Annotated in this window: 23 protein-coding genes; 11 read left to right on the forward strand and 12 right to left on the reverse strand. The window is 30.8% G+C overall.

What is annotated here, in order from left to right:
• Nucleotides 1-144 precede the first annotated feature (144 nt).
• From BUB70_RS08435 to BUB70_RS14310, 3 genes are all read left to right on the forward strand, one after another.
• Nucleotides 145-348 carry a hypothetical protein gene (locus tag BUB70_RS08435; protein ID WP_010136813.1) on the forward strand — a complete coding sequence of 68 codons (204 nt, stop codon included), beginning with the start codon at nt 145-147 and terminating at the stop codon, nt 346-348.
• 373 nt (nt 349-721) lie between these two features.
• Nucleotides 722-3,079 carry a carboxypeptidase-like regulatory domain-containing protein gene (locus BUB70_RS08440; RefSeq protein WP_084730230.1) on the forward strand — a complete coding sequence of 786 codons (2,358 nt, stop codon included), beginning with the start codon at nt 722-724 and terminating at the stop codon, nt 3,077-3,079.
• A complete protein-coding gene (locus tag BUB70_RS14310) occupies nt 3,049-3,465 on the forward strand; it encodes an outer membrane beta-barrel protein (RefSeq protein ID WP_229742985.1) in 417 nt (138 codons plus the stop codon). Before BUB70_RS08440 ends, BUB70_RS14310 begins: the two co-directional genes overlap by 31 nt.
• Here the strand turns inward: BUB70_RS14310 and BUB70_RS08445 are convergent.
• The gene (locus BUB70_RS08445; protein ID WP_073120492.1) at nt 3,462-3,887 is read right to left on the reverse strand and encodes a nucleoside-diphosphate kinase; all 426 of its coding nucleotides are present in this window, start codon (nt 3,885-3,887) and stop codon (nt 3,462-3,464) included. The two genes, BUB70_RS14310 and BUB70_RS08445, sit on opposite strands and share 4 nt — an antisense overlap.
• Before the next feature lie 88 nt (nt 3,888-3,975).
• Here BUB70_RS08445 and BUB70_RS08450 point away from each other — a divergent pair, with 88 nt between their 5' ends.
• The 6 genes from BUB70_RS08450 (at nt 3,976) to lgt (ending at nt 8,869) form a co-directional block, all read left to right on the forward strand.
• Nucleotides 3,976-5,007 carry a DHH family phosphoesterase gene (locus BUB70_RS08450; RefSeq protein WP_073120494.1) on the forward strand — a complete coding sequence of 344 codons (1,032 nt, stop codon included), beginning with the start codon at nt 3,976-3,978 and terminating at the stop codon, nt 5,005-5,007.
• On the forward strand, nt 4,997-5,521 hold the full coding sequence (locus tag BUB70_RS08455) for an FKBP-type peptidyl-prolyl cis-trans isomerase (RefSeq protein WP_073120496.1): 525 nt from the start codon (nt 4,997-4,999) through the stop codon (nt 5,519-5,521). The genes BUB70_RS08450 and BUB70_RS08455 overlap by 11 nt, the downstream gene beginning before the upstream one ends.
• 7 nt (nt 5,522-5,528) lie before the next feature.
• A complete protein-coding gene (locus BUB70_RS08460) occupies nt 5,529-6,203 on the forward strand; it encodes an FKBP-type peptidyl-prolyl cis-trans isomerase (protein ID WP_073120498.1) in 675 nt (224 codons plus the stop codon).
• A gap of 116 nt (nt 6,204-6,319) precedes the next feature.
• Nucleotides 6,320-7,798 (forward strand): cysteine--tRNA ligase, encoded by a 1,479-nt coding sequence (gene cysS, locus BUB70_RS08465; RefSeq protein WP_073120500.1) that lies wholly within the window; start codon nt 6,320-6,322, stop codon nt 7,796-7,798.
• Nucleotides 7,799-7,805: 7 nt separating this feature from the next.
• Nucleotides 7,806-8,054 (forward strand): membrane protein insertion efficiency factor YidD, encoded by a 249-nt coding sequence (gene yidD / locus BUB70_RS08470; RefSeq protein WP_073120503.1) that lies wholly within the window; start codon nt 7,806-7,808, stop codon nt 8,052-8,054.
• A 2-nt stretch (nt 8,055-8,056) separates the two neighbouring features.
• Entirely contained in the window at nt 8,057-8,869 is an 813-nt protein-coding gene (lgt, locus tag BUB70_RS08475) for a prolipoprotein diacylglyceryl transferase (protein WP_073120505.1), read from the forward strand.
• A 50-nt stretch (nt 8,870-8,919) separates the two neighbouring features.
• Here lgt and BUB70_RS08480 read toward each other — a convergent pair whose 3' ends face one another.
• Complete coding sequence (locus BUB70_RS08480) at nt 8,920-11,025, reverse strand: TonB-dependent receptor family protein (protein ID WP_073120507.1); 2,106 nt, start codon at nt 11,023-11,025, stop codon at nt 8,920-8,922.
• Nucleotides 11,026-11,148: 123 nt separating this feature from the next.
• Between BUB70_RS08480 and pepE the strand changes: the two genes are divergently transcribed.
• Nucleotides 11,149-11,847, forward strand: coding sequence for a dipeptidase PepE (pepE, locus tag BUB70_RS08485; RefSeq protein ID WP_073120510.1), 699 nt, complete (start codon nt 11,149-11,151; stop codon nt 11,845-11,847).
• A 30-nt stretch (nt 11,848-11,877) separates the two neighbouring features.
• Here the strand turns inward: pepE and ribB are convergent, their stop codons facing one another.
• From ribB to BUB70_RS08520, 7 genes are all read right to left on the reverse strand, one after another.
• A complete protein-coding gene (gene ribB / locus BUB70_RS08490) occupies nt 11,878-13,029 on the reverse strand; it encodes a 3,4-dihydroxy-2-butanone-4-phosphate synthase (RefSeq protein ID WP_073120512.1) in 1,152 nt (383 codons plus the stop codon).
• Nucleotides 13,022-14,464, reverse strand: a complete 1,443-nt coding sequence (locus BUB70_RS08495) for an LptF/LptG family permease (protein WP_317039550.1) — start codon at nt 14,462-14,464, stop codon at nt 13,022-13,024. Before BUB70_RS08495 ends, ribB begins: the two co-directional genes overlap by 8 nt.
• Before the next feature lie 9 nt (nt 14,465-14,473).
• Nucleotides 14,474-15,106 carry an outer membrane lipoprotein periplasmic chaperone LolA1 gene (locus BUB70_RS08500; protein ID WP_073120516.1) on the reverse strand — a complete coding sequence of 211 codons (633 nt, stop codon included), beginning with the start codon at nt 15,104-15,106 and terminating at the stop codon, nt 14,474-14,476.
• A 1-nt stretch (nt 15,107) separates the two neighbouring features.
• On the reverse strand, nt 15,108-17,564 hold the full coding sequence (locus BUB70_RS08505; protein WP_073120519.1) for a DNA translocase FtsK: 2,457 nt from the start codon (nt 17,562-17,564) through the stop codon (nt 15,108-15,110).
• 34 nt (nt 17,565-17,598) lie between these two features.
• Nucleotides 17,599-17,985, reverse strand: coding sequence for a diacylglycerol kinase (locus tag BUB70_RS08510; protein WP_073120521.1), 387 nt, complete (start codon nt 17,983-17,985; stop codon nt 17,599-17,601).
• 47 nt (nt 17,986-18,032) lie between these two features.
• Entirely contained in the window at nt 18,033-18,527 is a 495-nt protein-coding gene (tpx, locus tag BUB70_RS08515) for a thiol peroxidase (RefSeq protein WP_073120523.1), read from the reverse strand.
• 84 nt (nt 18,528-18,611) lie between these two features.
• The gene (locus BUB70_RS08520; protein WP_073120525.1) at nt 18,612-18,908 is read right to left on the reverse strand and encodes an isoamylase early set domain-containing protein; all 297 of its coding nucleotides are present in this window, start codon (nt 18,906-18,908) and stop codon (nt 18,612-18,614) included.
• 250 nt (nt 18,909-19,158) lie between these two features.
• On the opposite strand from BUB70_RS08520, the gene BUB70_RS08525 reads away from it, so the two are divergent.
• On the forward strand, nt 19,159-19,659 hold the full coding sequence (locus BUB70_RS08525; RefSeq protein ID WP_073120527.1) for a hypothetical protein: 501 nt from the start codon (nt 19,159-19,161) through the stop codon (nt 19,657-19,659).
• On the opposite strand, the gene BUB70_RS08530 is transcribed toward BUB70_RS08525, so the two are convergent.
• From BUB70_RS08530 to pbpC, 3 genes are read right to left on the reverse strand one after another with little or no spacing between them, the layout of a single operon-like run.
• On the reverse strand, nt 19,656-19,835 hold the full coding sequence (locus tag BUB70_RS08530; RefSeq protein WP_143155272.1) for a DUF6095 family protein: 180 nt from the start codon (nt 19,833-19,835) through the stop codon (nt 19,656-19,658). The two genes, BUB70_RS08525 and BUB70_RS08530, sit on opposite strands and share 4 nt — an antisense overlap.
• A gap of 31 nt (nt 19,836-19,866) precedes the next feature.
• Nucleotides 19,867-20,685 carry an N-acetylmuramic acid 6-phosphate etherase gene (gene murQ, locus BUB70_RS08535; RefSeq protein WP_073120532.1) on the reverse strand — a complete coding sequence of 273 codons (819 nt, stop codon included), beginning with the start codon at nt 20,683-20,685 and terminating at the stop codon, nt 19,867-19,869.
• Between the two features lie 3 nt (nt 20,686-20,688).
• Entirely contained in the window at nt 20,689-23,034 is a 2,346-nt protein-coding gene (gene pbpC, locus BUB70_RS08540) for a penicillin-binding protein 1C (protein ID WP_073120534.1), read from the reverse strand.

Below are 23,034 nucleotides of genomic sequence, written 5' to 3' on the forward strand. Positions count from 1 at the left end.
AAGATTTATAGCAAAAGAATTATTATCTTATATAGAAATCAAAAACAAGGTGTTATACAGGCCGTTAAAAGCTTTTCTTTCCGAAATGGTGTATATTTACCCCATGGATAAAGTATAGATAAAGCATAGTTAAAGTATAAAATCATGAAAATTACCAGAGCATGTATTTATCCAAAAGACATTCAGTGTATTACTGGAAGAAGTGAACGTTATGGTAGGAGACTTTTAAAAGAGATTAGAGAACATTTTGATAAGCAACCCCACCAATTTATTACCTCTGAAGAATTCGCTGAATATAGCGGGATAAATATCGAAATTATCAATCAATATTTGAAACAGGTTTCATAAAATTTAACATCATTTATGTTGATTTATAGAGTGTTAAGTCGTAAATTTGTAGAGACGATTGAAAGTCAATTGATAACAAATAGTATCAATTTAGAAGGTTAGTAAATCGGTTAGTATACTAAACATAAAGTACTACTTAGTACTGTTTTATAAGGCATAGCGTAAATGGTTCGAGTCCCGTCCAGACCGCCAAAGCCCTCAAATTTATTTGAGGGCTTTTTTATTTGTATAACTTTTTACTCCTTAGTGTTTTCTATTCGTATTAGTTATAATCAACAAAAAAATCATAAAAAAAACAAAAGTCATTAAACTTTATAACACTCTTATAGTCATAGTATCGTTCTTATTATTATAAAAAAGAAAAATAAATACTATGAAATACATTTTATTCATTATCTCAATTATGTTCATTCAGCACACGAATGCACAATCAATTGATTTTGAAATTACAGGAACTTTAGTGTCAAATGATGATAAACATCCTCTTGAATCTGCAACTGTTTACTTAGAACGTAAGAGAGATAGTACTGTAGTTAGTTATACAATTACAGACAATAAAGGAAAATTCTCATTAGAAGGAAGTACAAAAGATAATGAGCTGAATTTTAATATTACTTATGTTGGTTATAAATCATATCATAAAGATATAGATTTAAAAAAAGTAGCGGTTTTAGATATGAAGGAAGTTTTATTAAAACCCGATGCAAGTGAGTTAAATGAAGTTGTTCTTAAATTATCCCCCCCAATTACTGTTAAAAAAGATACACTTGAATTTAATGTAAAATCTTTTAAAACTAAGAAAGACGCTAATGTAGAAGATTTAATAAAAGTGTTACCTGGAGCTGAAGTTGATGCTGAGGGAAATATTACCATTAATGGAAAGCCTGTTAATAAAGTTTTAATTAATGGAAAACCGTTTTTTGGAAGTGACCCTACCATTGCAACTAGAAATTTTCCGAAAGATATTATAGAAAAAGTTCAAGTTTTAGATACCAAAAGTAAATCACAAGCATTTACGGGTGAAGATAGTGATGGAGAAAACAAAACAGTAAATCTTGTTATTAAAAAAGAAAATAACAAAGGAGTTTTTGGAAGAACAGCAGCAGGATTAGGAACGGATGATAGATATGAATATGCGGGAATGTATAACCGTTTTGATAACGATCAAAAATTTAGTGCCTTGTTAGGAGGAAACAACCTAAATTCACCAGGATTTAGTTTTGGAGAAATTAGAGAAATGTTTGGAGGAGATGTCAATTCTAGATCTTTTAGTGGGGGGCAAGGAATTACAACTTCAAATAATGTAGGATTAAATTATGCAGATGATTATGGGAAAAATGTAGAGTTTAGCTCTAATTACTTTTACTCAAGTAGTGATTCTGAAAATGAGTCATCGAGTGAAAAAGAGAATCTTTACCCTACTTTTAGTAACTTTTCTACTTCTAACAATAAATCATCAACAAGTAACGATAACCATTCTGCAAATTTTGAGGTAGATATTAAAAAAGACTCTACTTGGTTGATTAATATATCTCCGTCGTTTAGATTTTCAAAAAGTAATACTGTTTTTGAAAATGATGGAACCATTGTAGATGAAAATCAAAACCTAATTAGAGAGTCTAATTCTTCGTCTAATGTAGAAAGTAATAATAGAAGTGTAAGTACTGATATTGATGTAACAAGAAGATATGGTTCTAAAGGAGGGTTTTTTAGAGTTGGAGCAGATGTAAGTGTTAGTGCTTCGGACAGTGAGGAATTTGACAAAACAAAAGCTAATGTTATCAATGACCCTTCTAAAAATATTGATAGAGATTTGTATGCTGATATAGACAATACTTCACAAAACATTGGAACTTCTTTTACGTATAGGTTGCCAATTCTTCCAAAAGAGTTATTTGTTGATTTTGGATATTCATACAATAGAAATCAAAATTCATCTGATAAAAAATCATATGATCGGGCTAATAATAATTTGTTTATAGATAGTTTAAGTACAGATTATATAAATATTGACCAAAGTCACATCCCAAGAATAGGATTTAATTACTCAACAGAAAAAATAAGATTAAGATTTAATAGTTCATATCGTTTTAGAACTATGGAAAACCAAGATGATCTAAGGCCTATTTTTAGTATTAAAAGACAGTTTAATAATTTTGAACAAAATGTAAACTTTAGATATCGTTTTAGTGAAAAATCATCATTTAATTTTAGATATAATCTAAGAAACAATCCACCGAGTTTATCCAATTTACAAGCGTTTGAAAATGTTAATGACCCAGACAATACGGTACAAGGTAACCCCAATCTTAAACCTCAGAAAGATCATGACTTTAATATGTTTTTTAATAATTTTGATTTTCAAAACCAAACGGGTTTTTATGGTTATGTTAACGGGAATTTAACCCAAAATCAAACAGTGCGAAGAACTGAAATTGATTCTCTTTCTGGACAAAGAAGAACTACTTATGCTAACGTAGATGGTAATTATAGCATTTCTGGAGGGATTGGAGCTAATAAAAAGTTTAAATTTACAGATATATCTTCTTTAGACATAAGACTAGGTGGTGGTTCAAGTTATAGAAAATCTGTAAACTATAATAACAACGTCTTATATGCAAGTAAGATCATTTCTTTGAATCCCAACATTGGTTTAAGGTATGAATTGAGAGATATTATGGACTTAGAATCAAGATATACCTGTCTTATTCAAATACAAAATACAATCTAACTAATTTACCAGAAAGAACTACCACAGCACATAACGTAAATATAAATACAACTACTATGGTTCCTAAGGGATTAGAATGGAGAAATTCTATCAATTATAATTACAACCCAAATGTAGCAGAGGATTTTCAAAAAAGTTCATGGTTTTGGAATATGACTTTATCTTATGCGGTGTTAAAAGACAAAGGATTGATTTCTTTAAAAGCGTATGATTTATTAAACCAAAACACAAATGCTTCAAGAACGGTAAACGCTGATTATGTTCAAGATTCACAAAGTACAGTGTTAAAACAATACTTTATGCTTGGGTTTAGTTGGAAGTTTAATACTTTAGGTGATAGAGGTCAATCTAGGGGAGGTAGAGGTTATAGAAGGTATAGATTTTAATACGCTATAATTTCATCATCTTTAAAATGGAATGCACTTTCAATAGCTGCATTTTCATCACTGTCAGAACCGTGAATGGCGTTGAAGGTTACATTGGTAGCAAATAAGTTTCTAATGGTGCCTTCAGCTGCCTCTTCAGGATTGGTGGATCCAATTAAAGCTCTAAAATCATCAACTGCATTTTTCTTTTCTAGAACAGCAGCAATAATAGGTCCGCTAGTCATAAACTCTATAAGTTTATCATAAAATGCTTTTTCTTTGTGAATTGCATAAAAATCACCAGCTTGTTCAGCAGAAAGTTTGGTTAGTTTTAAAGCCACAATTTTAAATCCAGAATTGGTTATTTTTTGAATAATAGCCCCGGTATTCCCTTTTGCAAAAGCATCAGGTTTAATCATAGTAAAGGTTCTGTTATTAGCCATGTTGATATGTTTTATAATGCTAAGATACTTTTTTCAAAAAAAAAATAGCTGCTTTGCATACTCATTTTTAATTGTATTTTAGCAGCTTATGAATACAAAAGATATAGACGTTTTAAAAGCGTATTTTAAAGAGCCTAAAAAAATAGTTTTTGTAGCACACAAAAACCCTGATGGTGATGCAGTTGGCTCTACTACAGCCATGGCCATGTTTTATAAAAAATTAGGTCATCAAGTACAAGTTGTTTTACCAAACGGAATTCCAGATTTTATATCATGGATACCGGGTGCAGATGAGGTTTATAGATATGATTTACAAAATATTCAATCTAAAAAAGCAATAGATGAAGCAGATGTTATCTTTTTATTAGATTTTAATGCTTTGCATAGAGTAGGTGATGATATGCAAAATGGATTGGAAGCTTTTAAAGGAGATTTTATCATGATAGACCATCATCAACAACCCGATGATATTGCCATGGTTACTTATTCTGATACTTCTATTTGTTCAACCTGTCAAATGGTTTACCATTATATTGATGCTTTAGGTCAAACAGATTTAATAGATGCTGATATTGCTACAAGTATTTATACGGGAATTATGACCGATACAGGCTCTTTTCGTTTTCCATCAACCACAAGTACCACACATAGAATTATTGCAGAGTTAATAGATAAAGGAGCTAAGAATGCTGATATTCATAACCAAGTATTTAGTAATAACTCTTATAGTAGATTACAGTTGCTAGGAAAAGCCTTAACTAATTTGGTTCTGTTAGAAGATTGTAAAACAGCTTATATTACTTTGTCTCAAGAAGAATTAAAGCAATACAATTATACAAAAGGAGATACAGAGGGAATTGTAAATTATGCATTGTCTTTAAAAGGAATTGTGTTGGCTGGGATTTTTATTGAAGACACGGATCAAGGAATAGTAAAAATGTCATTTAGATCTAAAGGGAAGTTTTCTGTAAATCAATTTGCAAGAAATCATTTTGATGGAGGTGGTCATGACAATGCTGCTGGAGGTAGATCTGTTGATAGTCTGCAAGAAACCGTTGATAAATTTGTATCAATAGTCCCTAATTATAAACAAGAATTATTGGTTTCTTATGAAATTTAAGTGGTTGTTTTTTTTAGGTATAATTTTTGTTTCTTGCAACAACACAAAAGCAAGAAGACCTATTAATAAAAATAATTCATCTTCTACATATGATTATTCTATCGCGTTAAATAAAACAATACAAGCTGAGGAAGAAAATGTTATTAAAAGATATATAGCAAAAGATACTTTGTTTAACTATACTTTTTCTCCTTATGGTTTTGCTTATGCAAGAGTAAAATCTTCAAGTTTATCAACTAACAAGGTACAGTTACATGATATTGTTACTTATGCTAAAACCATTTTTGATATAAAAAATAAGTTGATTTACAGTGAAATAGAAGAAACAATAAAGGTTGATAAATCAAATGAGATAAAAGGAATTGAGGAGGGACTTAAATTAATGCAAGAAGATGAGGAATTTAAATTTATTTTTAGTTCATTTGTATCCCACGGATTTAGTGGAGATGGTAACAAAATAGGTGCAAATACACCCATAATAGTAAAAATTAAACTTTTAAAAATTAATAAATAACAAGAAAATGAATATCATTAAAGGATTAGCTTTAGGATTAGCAGTTACAGGAATGGTGTCTTGTAATCAACAAGCAGCAAAGAAAACAAAATTAGAAACTGAAATGGATTCAGTAAGTTATGCTTTAGGAGCATATATTAACGCTAACTTTAAAGTAAGTGAAGATTTTAAAGATTTAGACTTAGCTGTTTTTAATCAAGCATTACAAGAATCTCAAGATACTGCTACAACTTTGTTAGATCAAAAAGATTTAGCTCCAATTTTAATTGCTTATACTAAGAAAATAGCTGAAGCAAAAAATGCAAAGTATAAGAGAGATCTTGGAGATTTTACAAAAGTAGACGAGTCTATTGCTATAGAAACTACTGAAAGCGGATTAAAATATCAAGTAATTAAAGAAGGTTCAGGAGAAAAGCCTTTAGCTACAAGTACTGTAAAAGTACATTACCATGGAACTACACCTGATGGTGAAGTTTTTGATAGTTCTGTAGAAAGAGGAGCTCCAGCTGAATTTCCATTAAACAGAGTGATTCCAGGATGGACAGAAGGATTACAGTTAATGTCTGTAGGTTCTAAATATAAACTTATTGTACCTGCTGATTTAGCTTATAAAGATCAAAAACCAAGTAATGGTGATGATATTATCTTTATCGTTGAATTATTAGACATTGTGAAAAAGTAATTCACTTTATAAAAATTAATAAAAGCCCAATTAAGAATTTCTTAATTGGGCTTTTTCTTGCTACTATATTCTAAGTAGAAAGTTTATCTTTACGCTTTTAAAATAAATAATATTCCATGAGCTTATTTCAAGATCAGCCTTTAAAAATATATAATTCAATAAGTAAAACAAAAGAAGTATTTTCTCCGGTAACCGAAGGAAATGTAGGAATGTACGTATGTGGACCTACCGTGTATAGTAATGTGCATTTAGGAAACGTAAGAACATTTATGAGTTTTGATTTGGTGTTTAGATACTTACAGCATTTGGGATATAAAGTTCGTTATGTTCGTAATATTACGGATGCCGGACATATGGAAGATGATGCTGATGAAGGTGAAGATAAAATTGCTAAAAAAGCCCGTGTAGAAAAGCTAGAGCCAATGGAGGTCGTACAGCGTTATACGTTAGATTTTCATCATATTTTACAGCAGTTAAATAATTTACCACCTAGTATTGAGCCAACCGCTACAGGACACATTATTGAGCAAATTGAAATTATCAAAGATATTTTAGATAAGGGATTGGCTTATGAGGTAAATGGTTCTGTGTATTTTGATGTATTAAAATATAACGAGAATAAGACTTACGGAGTTTTATCTGGAAGAAAAATTGAAGATGCAGTTCACAACACTCGTGTTTTAGATGGACAATCTGAAAAGAAGAATCCTCAAGATTTTGCTTTGTGGAAAAAAGCAAGTCCACAACATATTATGCGTTGGCCTTCTCCTTGGGGAATAGGGTTTCCGGGTTGGCATTTAGAGTGTACTGCTATGAGTACAAAATATCTGGGAGAAAAGTTTGATATTCACGGAGGTGGAATGGATTTAAAATTCCCTCATCACGAATGTGAAATTGCTCAAGCAGAAGCTTGTAACGGTCACAATCCTGTAAATTATTGGATGCATGCCAATATGTTAACCATGAATGGACAAAAAATGTCTAAATCCACCGGAAATAATATTTTGCCAGGAGAAATTTTTACAGGAGAAAATACCATTTTATCAAAACCATTTTCACCGGCGGTGGTGCGTTTCTTTATGATGCAAGCACACTATCGTAGTATTTTGGACTTCTCTAGTGAAGCTTTAGAAGCATCAGAAAAAGGATATAATAAGTTGATAGAAGCGTTAAAAAATCTATCTAATATTACAGCTTCAAAAACATCAACGATAGAGGTTGAAGCATGGAAACAAGATTGTTATGATGCCATGAATGATGATTTTAATAGTCCTGTATTAATAGCTAATTTGTTTGAGGCTGTTAAATTTATCAACTTATTAAAAGAAGGAAAAGCAAGTTTAACTCAAGAAGATTTATATTTATTTACAAACACTTTACATGCTTTTGTATATGATGTGTTAGGTTTGTTAACAGAAACTACCGAGCAAGGTTCTAACAAGTTAGAAGGAGTTGTAAATATGTTAATTGGTATGCGTAAACAAGCAAGAGATAATAAAGACTGGGCGATGAGTGACCTGATTCGTGATGAATTAAAAGCTTTAGGAATTCAGTTAAAAGACGGAAAAGAAGGGACTACTTTTATTGTAGAATAAATTAAGAATGGATAGCATAAAAAAAATATTAATCTTTCCTTTTATCTTATTGATTAGATTTTATCAAGGTGCTATTTCTCCTTTTACACCAGCTACGTGTAGGTATTTACCAACTTGTTCTAGCTACAGTATAGAAGCTTTGCAAAAGCATGGTATTATTTATGGAGGATGGTTGTCTATTAAAAGAATAGCAAGTTGTCATCCGTGGGGTGGTAGTGGTTACGATCCTGTACCAGAAAAACAAAATAAAAAATAAATATGAATGTATTAGCCATTATTTGGGATCCATCTTTAGGAATAGATCTAGGTTTTTTTGTAATAAGATATTATAGTTTGATGTTTGTCATTGCTTTTGCATTGGGGTATCAAATCATGAAAAGAATTTTTATTCATGAAAAAGTTGAGTTAGAAAAATTAGACAAATTATTAATGTATGTTGTATTTGCTACCATTTTAGGAGCAAGACTAGGACATGTTTTCTTTTACGATTGGGCATATTTTAGTCAACATCCAGAAGAAATATTATTACCATTTAAATTTCAGCCTACGTTTAAATTTACTGGTTTTGCAGGACTAGCAAGTCATGGAGCAGCCATAGGGATTATTGCTTCTTTATGGTATTTTTCTAAAAAAGTAATGCACAAACCTTTGTTGTATATTTTAGATAGGGTAGGTATTACTGTTGCTATTGCAGGATTGTTTATCCGTTTGGGTAATTTAATGAATTCAGAAATTATTGGACATCCAACAGGAACAAATTATGGAGTGATATTTGCCAATTTAGGAGAAGATTTTCCAAGACATCCAACACAACTATATGAAGGGTTGGGTTATTTAATTGTTTTTGCCGTTTTGTTTTACATGTACTGGAAAACAGATGCAGCTCAAAAACAAGGGTTATTATTCGGAACCTTTTTTGCGTTGCTGTGGTCCGTACGTTTTGTGGTTGAGTTTTTTAAAGAAGCCCAAGTTGAAGATAGAGCTAGTTGGGCTTTAAATACAGGTCAACTACTTAGTATACCTTTAATAATTATAGGAATTTACTTTATGGTAAAAGCCAAAAAGAAATAAAAAACGACCACTAATTTTAGTGGTCGTTTTTGTTTGATGATATGTTTAAATTAAAATAGATACTTTATGTTTATTCCAGTGTAATAATTCAGAGGGTTTCCAGGATAATAATACCTAGGGGCACTATTTCCAAATCCAGTAGCATTGATTAATATTTGTGAGGCATATGCTTTGTTAAAAATATTATTTACTCCTACAAAGGTGTCTAACGTTAGTTTTTTTAAGAAGTTAGTAGCATAACCAAATTTAAAATTTGTGAGGGTATAACTATCGGAGTATAAACTATTACTATCTGTCATTGGCATGCTTCCAACGTATTGATAGTTAAGGTTTCCATAGATTCCTATTTTAGTATTCATATCAATTCCTGCATTGAAAATATCAGAGGGAACTCCAGTCACCTTATTTCCTGAATAGTCTTGCCCATCATCTATAAAATCTTTAAACCTAAAATGATTAAGTGTATAGTTGATAAAGGAATTAATAGAGATGTTTTTAGTTTGAATCCAATCATAGTTTAGTGTTAGTTCTAGACCGTTGTGTTGAGTTTTTCCTGCATTTAAACCAATGTATTGATCTTGAGCGGTGCGTCTTGCTACCAAAAGGTTTTTAAGGTTTAAACTATAAATAGCAGTGCTGAATTGTAGTTTTTTTTGAAATAGATAACCACGAGTTCCCATCTCGTAATTCCAACCAGTTTCAGGTTTTAAATTAGTGTTTATTTGTCCGTCAGGCAATAAAGTTTCCGCTAGGGTAATAGGAGAAAATCCGTGATTGATACTAGTGTATAAACTGATGTTTTTTAAAGGAGTGTATAAAACTCCAAACTTTGGAGAAATAATATTTTTAAATTTAAAATTTCCTGACTGATCTGGATCGTTTGAAGAAATTGGAAATAGATCTTTTAAAACATAACTTGTTTTGTTAAAATTTAGTCCTGCAGAAACAGTTATTTTAGAAGAAAGATTATAGCTGCTTTCCCAAAATAAATTGTAGTAATCTCTTTTTTCTTTAAAATTAGATAGCTCGTTTCCTTTAACACTTCCTGTTCCTAATGGATAATTCTGATAGAGATTTTGATAAGTTTGATATTGATAATTATCTTTAAAAAACTCTCCACCTAAGGAATAATTTAAGTTATTGCTACCTAGCTTAATGTTTCCAGTTAATTGTGTTCTAAGACCTATAGCATGAGTGTTTTCTTTTAAAATATCAAAAGGTCTTGGTTCATAAGCTTTTTTAAAAGAAGAAAAAATACTAGTGGTTTGGTTAAGGTTATTATTGTATTTATGTTTCCATGAAATCCCCAACGAGCCTCTTATAGCATCTTCGTATCCTTGGGCTTGTTTCCATGTAAAAGCAGCTTTTTTAGGATTGTTTATATAATCATTTTGATTGATGGAACTTGGAATAAAAGCTTTTAAATCTACATAACTAGACAGGAAATATAGTTCATCACTTTTACCTAAGGAATGTTTTGTGCTTACAGTAAAAGTTTGTCTATTGTATTCATTATTTTCACGGTAACCATCACTATGAGTGTTACTGTAAGTAGCTTGAATGTTATTTTTTTGAGTTCCATGATTTAACTTTATGATTCCTTTTGCCAAACCAAAAGAACCAATGGTTAATTGATTGTAAATACTTGATTCATTGATGTTAGATTGTTGAGGTTTAATTTGAATAGCTCCACCAAGACCAGCACCATATTCAATTGTACTGGCTCCTTTTAAAATATTAATAGTTCCAATGGAAGCCAATTCAAAATCTTCAATATTGGTTTCTCCACTTCCATTGGTTAAAGGAATTTCTTTGTAATAAGCTCTAATTTTAGCAGTACCATATAAGTTTCTAGAGCCAATACCTCTAATGGTAATTCTGTTGGTGTTTAGAGATCCACTTTGCATAAAAACTCCTGGAACTCTATTTAAGATAGGAGCAAAGTTGATATTGTTGGCACGGTTTAATTCTTTTGATGAAATAGTATCAATAGTACTCGTTATTTGTTGATGTTTTTTAGTGTTGTTTTTAGTACTAATAACTACTTCATTTAACTCTGATGTTATTGCTTTTTCGCTATTTTTTGATTGACTGTAACAGACAATAGAAGATAATAAGTAAAAAGTGAAAAGGATTCTTATTTTAAATGAAGTCATTAAATAGATGTTAAAAAATAAAAAAACTAATTTATGATTTTAGTTTTAAGGTTACTCTTTTTTATAAAGAAGATAAGTCTTTAACTTCAAATTAATATCTTAGAGTAATAAAATTAATGAGCTATGAAAAACCTAGTATTAGCGAGTTCGGGAAGTGTACATGGATCTGAGTATTTAGAATATTTAATCCCTACTATAGATAAATTGTATAAGGATATTGAGGAAATTTTATTTATACCTTACGCTCAACCAAGTGGTATTAGTTATGATGATTATACTGATGCAGTACAAGAAGCTTTAAATACTTTAGGGATAGAAGTTAAAGGAATTCATGAATATAAAAATGCTAAAGAAGCAATCAAAAATGCCAAAGGAATTTTTGTAGGTGGAGGAAATACTTTTTTATTAGTAAGCAAGTTATATGAATTTGGTTTATGGGAAGTATTAAAAGAAGCTATTGAACAAGGAACTCCTTATTTAGGAACCAGTGCAGGAACTAATATCACAGGTTTAACTATGAACACTACTAATGATATGCCTATAGTATTACCACCAAGTTTTAGAACCTTAGGAATAGTCCCTTTTAACTTTAACGCACATTTTATTCCTGCTGATGTAAATTCTACCCATAAAGGAGAAACCAGAGAAACTAGAATTAAAGAGTTTCAATCTCTCATTTCTATTCCTGTAATTGGTATAAAAGAAGGAAGTTGGTTAAGAGTAAAAGGAGAAGATGTTTTTTTAAGAGGAGGAGAGCCTGCATTTTGGTTTGAAAATAAAGAGGCAAAATTAATTGAAGCCAATACAAATTTAAAAACATAAAAAAAGCTGAGCATTTGCTCAGCTTTTTGTTTAGTAATTTATTCTTTCTACTACTTCTAACCCATAACCTGTAATTCCTACACGTTTTTTACTAGCAGGAGAGTTGGTTAATAACCTTAGTTTTGTAATATCAATGTTGTGAAGGATTTGTGCTCCAATACCAAAATCTTTTTCGTCCATAGGATTGTTGGTTGGTTGTTCTGGTGCAATTCCTTTTTGAGAATTTTTAAGATCGCTAAGGCGTTGTTTTAAGTTAAAGGTTAGTTGCTCTTGATTAATAAACACAACAGCTCCTTTACCTTCTTTATTAATTTTATCAAATATTCTAGATAATTTATCTTCGGAACCTGTTGTTAAGGTGTTTAAAATATCATTTCCAAAAGCATTTGAAGTAACTTTACATAATACCTCTTCATCTTTTTTCCAAGATCCTTTAGTCAAAGCTAAGTGAATTTGGTTGTTGGTAGTTTGGTTATATGCTCTTAATCTAAAAGTCCCAAAACGAGTATCGATATCAAAATCTTCAATTTTTTTAATTAAAGAATCGTGTTGCATACGGTAAGAAACTAAATCTTCAATAGAAATTAATTTTAAGTTGAATTTATCAGCAACCTCTCTTAAACGTGGCAAACGTGCCATACTACCGTCTTCGTTTAAAATTTCAACTAAGATTCCGGCAGGTTTTAATCCAGCCAAACGAGCTAAATCTACACTTGCTTCTGTATGTCCAGTTCTTCTTAATACACCACCTTCTTTAGCTTTTAAAGGAAAAATATGTCCTGGTCTTCCTAAGTCAGAAGGTTTGGTTTCGTTTTGTGTTAAAGCATAAATGGTTTTAGATCTGTCGTGTGCAGAAATACCAGTGGTACATCCGTGACCAATTAAATCTACAGAAACGGTGAATTGTGTATGATGTAAAACAGTGTTGTTGTTCACCATCATGTTTAAACCTAATTCGTCGCAACGTTCTTCTATCAATGGGGCACATATTAATCCACGACCATGTTGTGCCATGAAATTAATCATTTCTGGAGTTACCTTTTCGGCAGCAGCAATAAAGTCACCTTCGTTTTCTCTATCTTCATCATCTACAACAATAATCATTTTACCATTTCTAATGTCTTCAATGGCTTCTTGTATAGAATCTAACTTTATTTGGGGTGTGTTTTCGGTATTATTCATCTGTTTTTTTAAATCTATTGAATAGTTTTTTAAACGGGGTTAAAATTACATCAAATTTAATGAATCCCATATCTTTAGAAGCACTTATCGTAAAAAGAATAGCCAATGGTAGCATTACTAATGTTCCAGACCATCCTCCTAAAAAAGCACTAATTTTACTTTCTTCAGCAACATTTTTACCAAAGGTATTGATAAAATAATAAGCCACATAAATGATAATAGCTATAATCATAGGCATTCCAAATCCACCTTTTCTAATAATAGAACCTAAAGAAGATCCAACAAAAAACAAAAGTAGACAAGAAAAAGAATTGGTTAAAATATAATGAAATTGATAATCATGATTGTTTAAATTTTTACGTCTTCTTTTGTAAAAGTCTTTATAACCATCAATAGATTTTATTTTATTATCTACAGTACTGGATGCTTGATTTAGAATGTTTATTTTACCTCCATCAGTAAAATTATCTAATATGTTTTTTTGTAATGGTTTGTACTTAGTTGTGTCTAATTTTTTAGACATTTCGGAGACTAAAATGTTAGATTGCATAGATCTAACTTTGGTGTCTATAAACTTATCATAATTGTATTTTAAACTATCGGAACTGGCTTTAAGTTGTCCCATGTTTTTCATGGTATAATGATGTTTATATTTTTCTTCTTCTAAATCATTACTAGTTAAGTCAGAAATGTCAATATTTACGGTGTGTCTGTCAAATTTTGCAATAGAAGAAGGCATTTTTAATTTATTGGCAAGTCTTTTTTGATCATTGGTGTGGTCTTCAAAATAATACCCATCGTCTAAAATTAAGGTCATGTATTTACTTCCTTCTTCGGTGGTAATTTTTCCTTTTTTAGCGGTGATGGTAATTTGATCATCTTTAGATCCTTTAGTTTCTATAATTAAAACATCTTTAAGTAAGTTGTTTTCTTCTCCGTATTTTTTTGAAAACTTAATACTATATCCTGGAATTTCATCATTAAAACTACCTTCTACCAAAGCCAAAGTAGGTTGTGTTTTTTTGATGTTTAACAGTAAGTTTTTTTGTTTTAAACTAGCATAAGGATAGGTGTAATTTATTAAGAAAAAATTAGCTACAGAAATCAATCCTACACAAATGATAAGAGGTCTTAGGAATCTGAAGAATGAAATTCCGGCAGATTTAACGGCAGCAAATTCATAATTTTCTCCTAAATTCCCTAAGGTCATAATAGATGATAAAAGCACAGAAATTGGTAATGCTTGTGGCGTTACAAACATACACATGTACCAAAGAAATTTTAGAATAATAATAACTTCAATTCCCTTACCAGCAATATCGTCAAAGACTAACCAAAGTGCTTGCATTATTAATACAAACATTACGATAGAGAATGAAGCGAAAAAGGGAACTAAAAAGCTCTTAATTAAATATTTATCTAAGGTTTTCAACAAAAAATATGATTATTCATTAATGTAATACCCTAATGATTCATATTTCGCTTTGTTAAAAGCAAAAGTATTAGGAGCTAATTGTTGATTTGTTTTGTATGATATTATGGTAAAATTGGTATTTGTTCCGTTGGTTCCTACTTCTGTTAATGAAGTAATTTGGTTATTTTGGGTATTGATTCCTAACAAAATATGAGAAACCTCTTCCGATTTTTCTGTAGGAGTTAATTTAATGTATTGAACAACACCTTCTTTTTTATCTAATTGATAAGTATATCCTTTTTTGTAAAAACTCAATAATTTTGAAGGCGTGATACTTTCATCACTAATATCACTCGCAGGAGTAATGTTTACTTCTTCATTTTCGGGAGAAATTACATAATTGTTCTTTTTATCAAAAAGAATAATATTGTCTAAATAATTTAATACGTATTTGTCTCCTTCTATAATGGCTGATCCTTTACTAGTTTGTTTAATGTTTACAGCTTTATTCTCTAAAGTATGTGTAAACTCAATAGTAATGTTTTTGTATTGCTCTAGTTCGCTTGAAACTTTGTCTAAAATAGCTTGTGCTTTAGGGGTGTTTTGCGAAAAACCTAAAGAGGTTACTAATAGTGTAAAAGCTACGATGATATTTTTTTTCATGTTAATTGTTTTGTTCGTCGGCCAACAATTGCTCTAAAGATGTTAAATCGGTTACCAAAACTTGTCTGGCTTTACTTCCTTCAAAAGGACCTACTATTCCTGCTGCTTCTAACTGATCTATTAATCTTCCTGCTCTGTTGTATCCTAATTTTAATTTACGTTGTAATAAAGAAGCAGATCCTTGTTGTGCTATCACAATTGTTTCTGCAGCTTCTCTAAATAATTTATCTCTGTCTGCAATGTCAATATCAAGTTCTGTACCACTTCCTTCTTCACCACTATACTCAGGGAGTTGATAAGCTTCAGGGTAGGCTCTCTGTGAACCAATAAAGTCGGTGATTTTTTCAACTTCTGGAGTATCAACAAAGGCACATTGTACACGAATTAAATCGTTTCCGCTAGAAATTAATAAATCTCCACGTCCAATTAATTGATCTGCCCCAGGAGCATCCAAAATCGTTCTAGAATCTATTTTAGAGGTTACTCTAAAGGCAATTCTTAATGGGAAGTTAGCTTTGATAATTCCCGTAATAACGTTTACAGAAGGTCTTTGTGTAGCCACAATTAAGTGAATTCCAATGGCACGAGCCAATTGAGCTAAACGAGCAATAGGCGTTTCTACTTCTTTCCCGGCAGTCATAATTAAATCAGCAAATTCATCTATCACCAAAACAATGTAGGGTAAAAATTTGTGTCCATCATTTGGATTTAATTTACGAGCCTTAAATTTTTCGTTATATTCTTTAATGTTACGAACCATGGCATTTTTAAGCATGTCATAACGATTGTCCATTTCTATACAAAGTGAGTTCAAGGTATGAACTACTTTGGTAGTGTCTGTAATAATAGCTTCTTCTGTATCAGGCAATTTAGCTAAGTAGTGACGTTCAATTTTATTAAATAATGTCAGTTCTACTTTCTTAGGATCAACCAATACAAATTTAATTTCTGCAGGATGTTTTTTATACAATAAAGAAGTTAAAATAGCATTTAAACCTACAGATTTTCCTTGTCCGGTAGCACCAGCCATTAATAGGTGAGGAGCTTTTGCCAAATCGAAAATAAAGGTTTCATTAGCAATGGTTTTTCCTAATGCAATTGGCAATTCCATTTTGGATTGCTGAAATCTGTTTGATGCAATTACAGAGTTCATTGAAACTACCGTTGCTTTTTGGTTTGGAACCTCTATACCAATGGTTCCTTTACCTGGAATTGGAGCAATAATACGAATTCCTAGGGCTGATAAAGACAAAGCAATATCATCTTCTAAGTTTTTTATCTTAGAAATTCTAATTCCGGCCTCTGGTACAATTTCATACAAAGTAATGGTAGGACCAACCGTTGCTTTAATTTGTGCAATTCCTATTTTGTAATTGTTAAGCGTATCAACAATTTTATTTTTATTAGCTTCTAATTCTCCTGCATCTACAGAAATACTATCGTCAAACTCTCTAAGTAAGTTTAATGTTGGGAATTTATAATTTCCTAAATCTAAAGTTGGATCAAATTCACCAAAATCTTTTACTAGTTGATCTGATAAATTAGAAGTGGTAATCTCTTCTTTTTTTACTTGTTCAACATCAATTTTAAGTTCTTCTTTATGTTCGTCTTTTTCTTTAGGACTTTTAATGTTTGAATGATTTTGAATGGTAGGACTTACATTTTTTACAGCCATTTCAAAAGTAGAGGTTGGCTTTATTTTTTCTTCTTTTTCTTCAAACTCATCTAAAGAAATTATTTTTTCTTGAATAGTTTCTTTTTCATCATTGATGTTGTTAAGAGTTTCTTCAGACTCTTCTTTATCATCATTAATGTTTTCATCTGATTCGGTAGCTTTAAAACTATTTTTTAGCTCGCTAATGTCTTCCTTTTTAGGCAACCATCCTTTAATTCTTTCAGGAGTGATTTTAAAACGAATTACAAAGTAAGTAGCATATCCAAAAACAATTAAAATGATCAATCCAAAAGGAGCAAGATAAGGAATTAAGTAGCTATTTAGTTCAACCCCCACAACGCCTGCAATTAAAGCGTTTTGATTCGCAAAGAACCCAAAAGTAGTAGAAGTCCAAATCAATCCTAAGATTCCCCAGTTCCAAGATTTAAATATTTTTTTAATAGGTATTTTTAATAAAATATACAATCCTGTAAAAAATAAAAGAATTGGAATTAGGATGGCTGCAACACCAAAACCTTTGTATATAAAAAAGTAGCTTAAATTAGCCCCTAATTTTCCTAATAGGTTTTGAGCTTCAATAGCTTTATTTCCTAATTGGTTTATAGTAGTTTGATCTGCTTGCCAAGTAAAGAAAAAAGAAATGAAGGCCGTAAATAAGAAAATACCGAAAAGCAGAATGAATAATCCGAAAACGGTTTGAGTTTGTCTGTTGTTTGCAAACTCTTGTAGTTTTTCTTTTCGTTCTGTATTCTTAGTAACTTTTTTGTTGCTTTTTTTGGGCATTTAAAGGCGTTAAATTTTTGGTAAAGATACAGAATTACTGATACAGGAAAAGTATTAATTTGGGGATATAAATAAATCCAATAATGATGGCTCCAAACAAGCCTGCAAATAAAACCGCACCAGCACTTACATCTTTAATAGTTCCTATTTTTTTATCAAAATCAGGTTGAATAAAATCAGCTATTTTTTCTATAGAAGTATTTAAAGCTTCTACACTAATCACTAGTCCAATAGCTAAAAACTGAAACATCCATTCAATTTTGCTAAGTCCTGTAAAATACCCTAAAAGGCTAAGTATTACAGTACTTGTACAGTGTACTTTAATAGCATTTTCAGTTTTAATTAAATACAAAGCACCAACAATGGCGTATTTTAAGCTTTCTATTCTATTTACTACAAAGTTTTGTTTTTTTGTTTCCATGTGATAAGAAAAAGGCTTGCCATAGCAAGCCTTTTATAAGCTTATTATTATAAGGCAGCTAAAGCTGCTTCGTAATTAGGTTCACTAGTGGTTTCACTTACTTGTTCTGTGTAAGTAACTTCTCCTTGTGTATTGATAACTACAATAGATCTTGATAATAATCCTTCTAAAGGTCCATTTGCAAATGTAACCTCGTAATCTTTTCCAAACTTTCCAGAAATATCAGATAAACTTAATACGTTTTCAATTCCTTCTGCTCCACAAAAACGAGCATGAGCAAAAGGTAAATCTCTAGAAATACATAAAACTTTTGTGTTTTCTAGTTCAGATGCTTGTTTGTTAAATGTTCTTACAGACATTGCACAAGTTCCTGTGTCTACACTAGGGAATATATTTAAAATTAAATTTTGACCTTCAAAATCAGACAAACTTACTTCTGATAAATCAGTATTTCTTAATGTAAAATTAGGAGCTTTTGTACCTATAACTGGTAAGTTTCCAATAGTAGTAATAGGGTTACTTTTTAATGTGATATTTGCCATTTTGATTATTTTTTTAGAAAAATAAATATATAAAAAATGCCTTTAACATTGTTAAAGGCATTCAGGTTTATATTATATTATTTTTTATAATGCTAACAAAGAGTTTTCAGCATTTGCAAATTCATTAAATATCAACGCTTCAGGTTCATCATCATTTACATATTCACCATCAATTACGTATTTATATTCGTATGATTTTTCAGTATCTAAATCAATCACAACTTTAAAAGTTCCGTTTTTTAGTTTTTTTAATGGAGTTGATGTTAAATCCCACTCGTTAAAATCACCTACTAACACAGCTTCTGCAGCCTCTGGAGCAGAAATAGCAAATGTTACTTTACATACTGGTTTAGTCTTTAAAAATTTCTTTGTTACAGCCATAGTTTATTCATTTTTATAGTATCAAATTTAACGATAAATACTATATGTAGCATGATTTTTTTTGGAAAGTGTTGATTTTTAATGATTTGTTAAATTTAGTCTATTAACATTAGTTAATCGTTAAATCTACGTATTCATTCTTGTTTTAATGATATTAATTGTTAGGAATTAAAATTTAATTATGATAACACATGTTAATTTTTTATATTTAAACGACATATAAAAAGACATGTTTAAGTAAAATTGATTGATGGTAAACGAAATAGTTGAAAATTTACATAAAGGAAGAAGTTTGTTGGTTAATATTTCACAAGAAAATTATTGTGATAAATCTATAGCTCCATATTATTCTAGTATTGGCGGACACATGAGACACATACTAGATATGTTTAACTGCATTTTTATAGGCTATCCAATGGGTGTAGTAAATTTAACCAATAGAGAAAGAAATATAAATGTAGAGACAATTCCAGATTATGGAATAACTTATTTAGACGCTATAGTTAATCATATACATAATTTAAAAACATCTGATTTAGATTTACCTATACAAATTATAGATGATTTAGGAGGAGGAACTTACTCGGTAACTTCAACTCTAGGAGCTGTATTAGCTCAAGCACAAAGTCATGCTATTCATCATTACGCGACTATTGGTTACATGATGCATCATTTAGGAGTTGTTCTAGATGATGATAGTTTTGGGTTAAATCCTACCACACCAAAAGTAAAAGTTGCAAATAGAGGCTAATCGTTAAATAAGTGACTAAGTAAGGCTCTTATTCCTAGTGCAAACAAGATAATAGTTGTGATGGCTAGGATTATTCCTGCAATTAAAAATCCGTATATGCCATCTTTTTGTAAGGCTTTAAAACCAATATTTATAATTACTGGACTTAATATTAATAGTGGCAAAACTGCTGCCATAATATTTATCCCTTTTTGTAAATGACTTTTTTTATTGTTCATTATTTACATCATTAATTACGTTTCTTACGCTCCCGTGTGTTAATAGTAATTCTTTTGCTTTGGCATATGATATTTGTAGTTCATCTACTAGCATTTGGGTTCCTCGGTCTACTAATTTATCATTAGACAATTGCATGTCTACCATTTTATTTCCTTTTACTTTTCCTAAAAGAATCATACTTGCGGTGCTAATCATGTTTAAGACCATTTTTTGAGCAGATCCTGCTTTCATCCTTGAACTACCTGTAACAAATTCAGGTCCTACCGTTACAACAATGGGATAATGGGAAACTTTTTCTAATGGTGTATCGTTATTCATGGTGATGCATCCAGTAACAATGTTGTTTTTTTGACAAGTTTCTAAAGCACTTACAACATAAGGAGTAGTTCCCGAGGCTGCAATTCCAATCACCACATCTTTTTCATTAATGTGATGATTTAATAAATCTATCCAACCTTGCATATCATCATCTTCTGCATTTTCAACTGCTTTTCTAATGGCAGTATCTCCGCCTGCAATAATTCCAACGACCAATTCGTGAGGAACTCCAAAAGTAGGAGGGCATTCAGAAGCATCTAAAATACCTAAACGACCACTTGTTCCAGCACCCATGTAAAATAATCTTCCACCGTTTTTTAATTTTTCAGCTACCACATCAATCAGTTTTTCAATACTCGGTAAGCTCTTTTTAATAGCCAATGCTACTTTTTGATCTTCTTCGTTGATGTATTGAACCAATTCAGATGTTGACATCTTCTCTAAATTAGTGTAAAGAGAATCTTGTTCTGTGGTTTTATGGTGTTTCATGATTTATTCAATCTGTATTTTTCTAGTGATTTTATTTCCGTTTTCATCAACAATTATGATTTTGTGTTTTCCTTTTGTAGGAATAATTGCAATTTCATGTTGATGTTCTGTAGTTTTTATAAAGCGATCATCTAAATACCAAAATAAAGTTTCTTCACTCCTTTGATGGGTTGCTTTAATTACAATAGGATTTGTTTTTTCATTAAAATCTTTTGTTAAGATAAAAGTAGCATTTTCATTTGGACTTAAGAAATCCATCACTTGACTATTTGCTTCTAAACACTCTTTTTTTATAGGAGGCAATTCCATATAATTAGCGTTTTGTTTTTTGTAATACCAAGCCTGATTTGGAGGTAAAATAAACCATGTTTTAGAAGTAATTTCATTATTGTCAACACAATTTTTAAACACTCTGTATCTTTGGTTTTTATCTAAAAAAATAGTTTGATGATAAGGGCATGGGAGTGTGGTATTTGGTTTTAAAGGAATCCATTCTTTTTGGGTTGGACACAAAGAAGTGGCCTTGTGTCCGCTAATGCTACAAACATCAATGGTTTTTAGTTCATCTAAAGGTTTTATAAACCAGTTGTTTTTTGGTAACTTTTCTAACATTTCAAACATAATAGGAGCTGCATGATTTACTCCAGTCATATTTGCAATTCCTTCTCCATCAGCATTTCCTACCCAAACGCCAATGGCGTAATTTTGATTAACACCAATACTCCAAGCATCTTTATTACCAAAACTGGTTCCTGTTTTCCAAGCAACTTTTTCAGAAGAACTATAATGTTTCCATTCCTTGTCATCTTCGGGTCTGCTTAGTTCTGTCATGGCTTCAAAACCTAAATAAATACTTCCTGCATCAAAAATATTTTGATCGTAAGCCTTTGTTCCTAAATCTGTTTTATGATGTAAATAATAGCTGCTATATTGATGTTCCTTAGTAAAATGTTGACTGTTATTTTCGGTATAATGATTTACGGTACTGGCAAGATTTGCATACATATTGGTCATGTCCCATAGAGAACTTTCAGCACCACCTAAAATCAAAGTCAAGCCATAATAATCTACCGGTTTGTTGATGTTTTTTAAACCTAAATAATTTAAATCATTCTTAAATTTATGCAAACCGTATTGTCTTAACAATCTAACAGCAGGAATATTTAAAGATTTTGCAATGGCTTTTTTTGCAGAAATAGCACCGGCATAAGTCATGTCAAAATTCTGAGGTGTGTATTCTTGTATTTGTGTAGGAATGTCTGGAACAAGCATGTTGGGTAACAATTCTCCATTGTTCAATAATCCCATGTAAAGAATGGGTTTTAAGGTGCTTCCTGTACTTCTTTGGGCTTGAACCATGTCTACAAATTTTTGATTTTCAATATTTGTAGGACTATTACCAACATAAGCAACTACCTTTTTGGTTTTAACGTTTAAGATCAATACTGCAATGTTGTGTATGTTGTTTTTTTGATATTGATGATAGTATTTTTCAACAGTATTTAAGGCACTTTTTTGAAGATTGTAATCAATACTAGTCACAGCTCTTTTGCCTTGAGATTGTTGTTTAATTTCTGATAAAAGGTGAAGGTTGTCTTGCGGAATGGGAACGGGTTTTTGCGGAATGGCTTCCTGTATGGCCAAATCGTAAGTAAGTTGGTTAATGACTCCTTTGTCTTTTAATTTGGCTAGTAAAAAATCTCTTTTCTTTTTTAATAAAACTTTATTTTTTCCAGGAAAAATTAGACTAGGAGCATTGGGCAAAACAGCCAATGTAGCACTTTCTGCCCACGATAATTTGTTGGGTGAGGTTCCAAAATATCTCCAAGAAGCCATTTCTAGTCCAACTACATTTCCTCCGTAAGGAGCATGATGTACATATAAATTTAAAATTTCTTCTTTAGATTTTGAAAACTCTAAACGTGTTGCCCAAATAAGTTCAATTAGTTTTTCTGTATAGGTTCTTCTTTGGTTTCTACTAAGTCTAATTACTTGCTGTGTAATGGTACTAGCTCCTCTTTTTATTCTATCATTTTTAAAATTAATGACCATTGCTTTACCCATAGCCACAGGATTAAATCCAAAATGGTATTCAAAATATTCATCTTCATAAAAAAGAATACACTTTTTAATTTTATCGGGAATTTGTTGGGTAGGAGGGAATCGCCATTGTTCATCACTAGCAATGGTAGCTCCTAATAATTGCTGATCAGATGAAAAGATAACGGTAGAATAATCTTCTTTAAATAAATTTTGGGGTAATAAAAAGACATACCAAATACATAAAATCAAACTTATAGTAAGAATGATTTTATGTTTTTTTAGGTATGAAATAATTTTTTGTTTCAA

The organism is Wenyingzhuangia marina (genome assembly GCF_900130035.1).
Lineage (GTDB): Bacteria > Bacteroidota > Bacteroidia > Flavobacteriales > Flavobacteriaceae > Wenyingzhuangia > Wenyingzhuangia marina.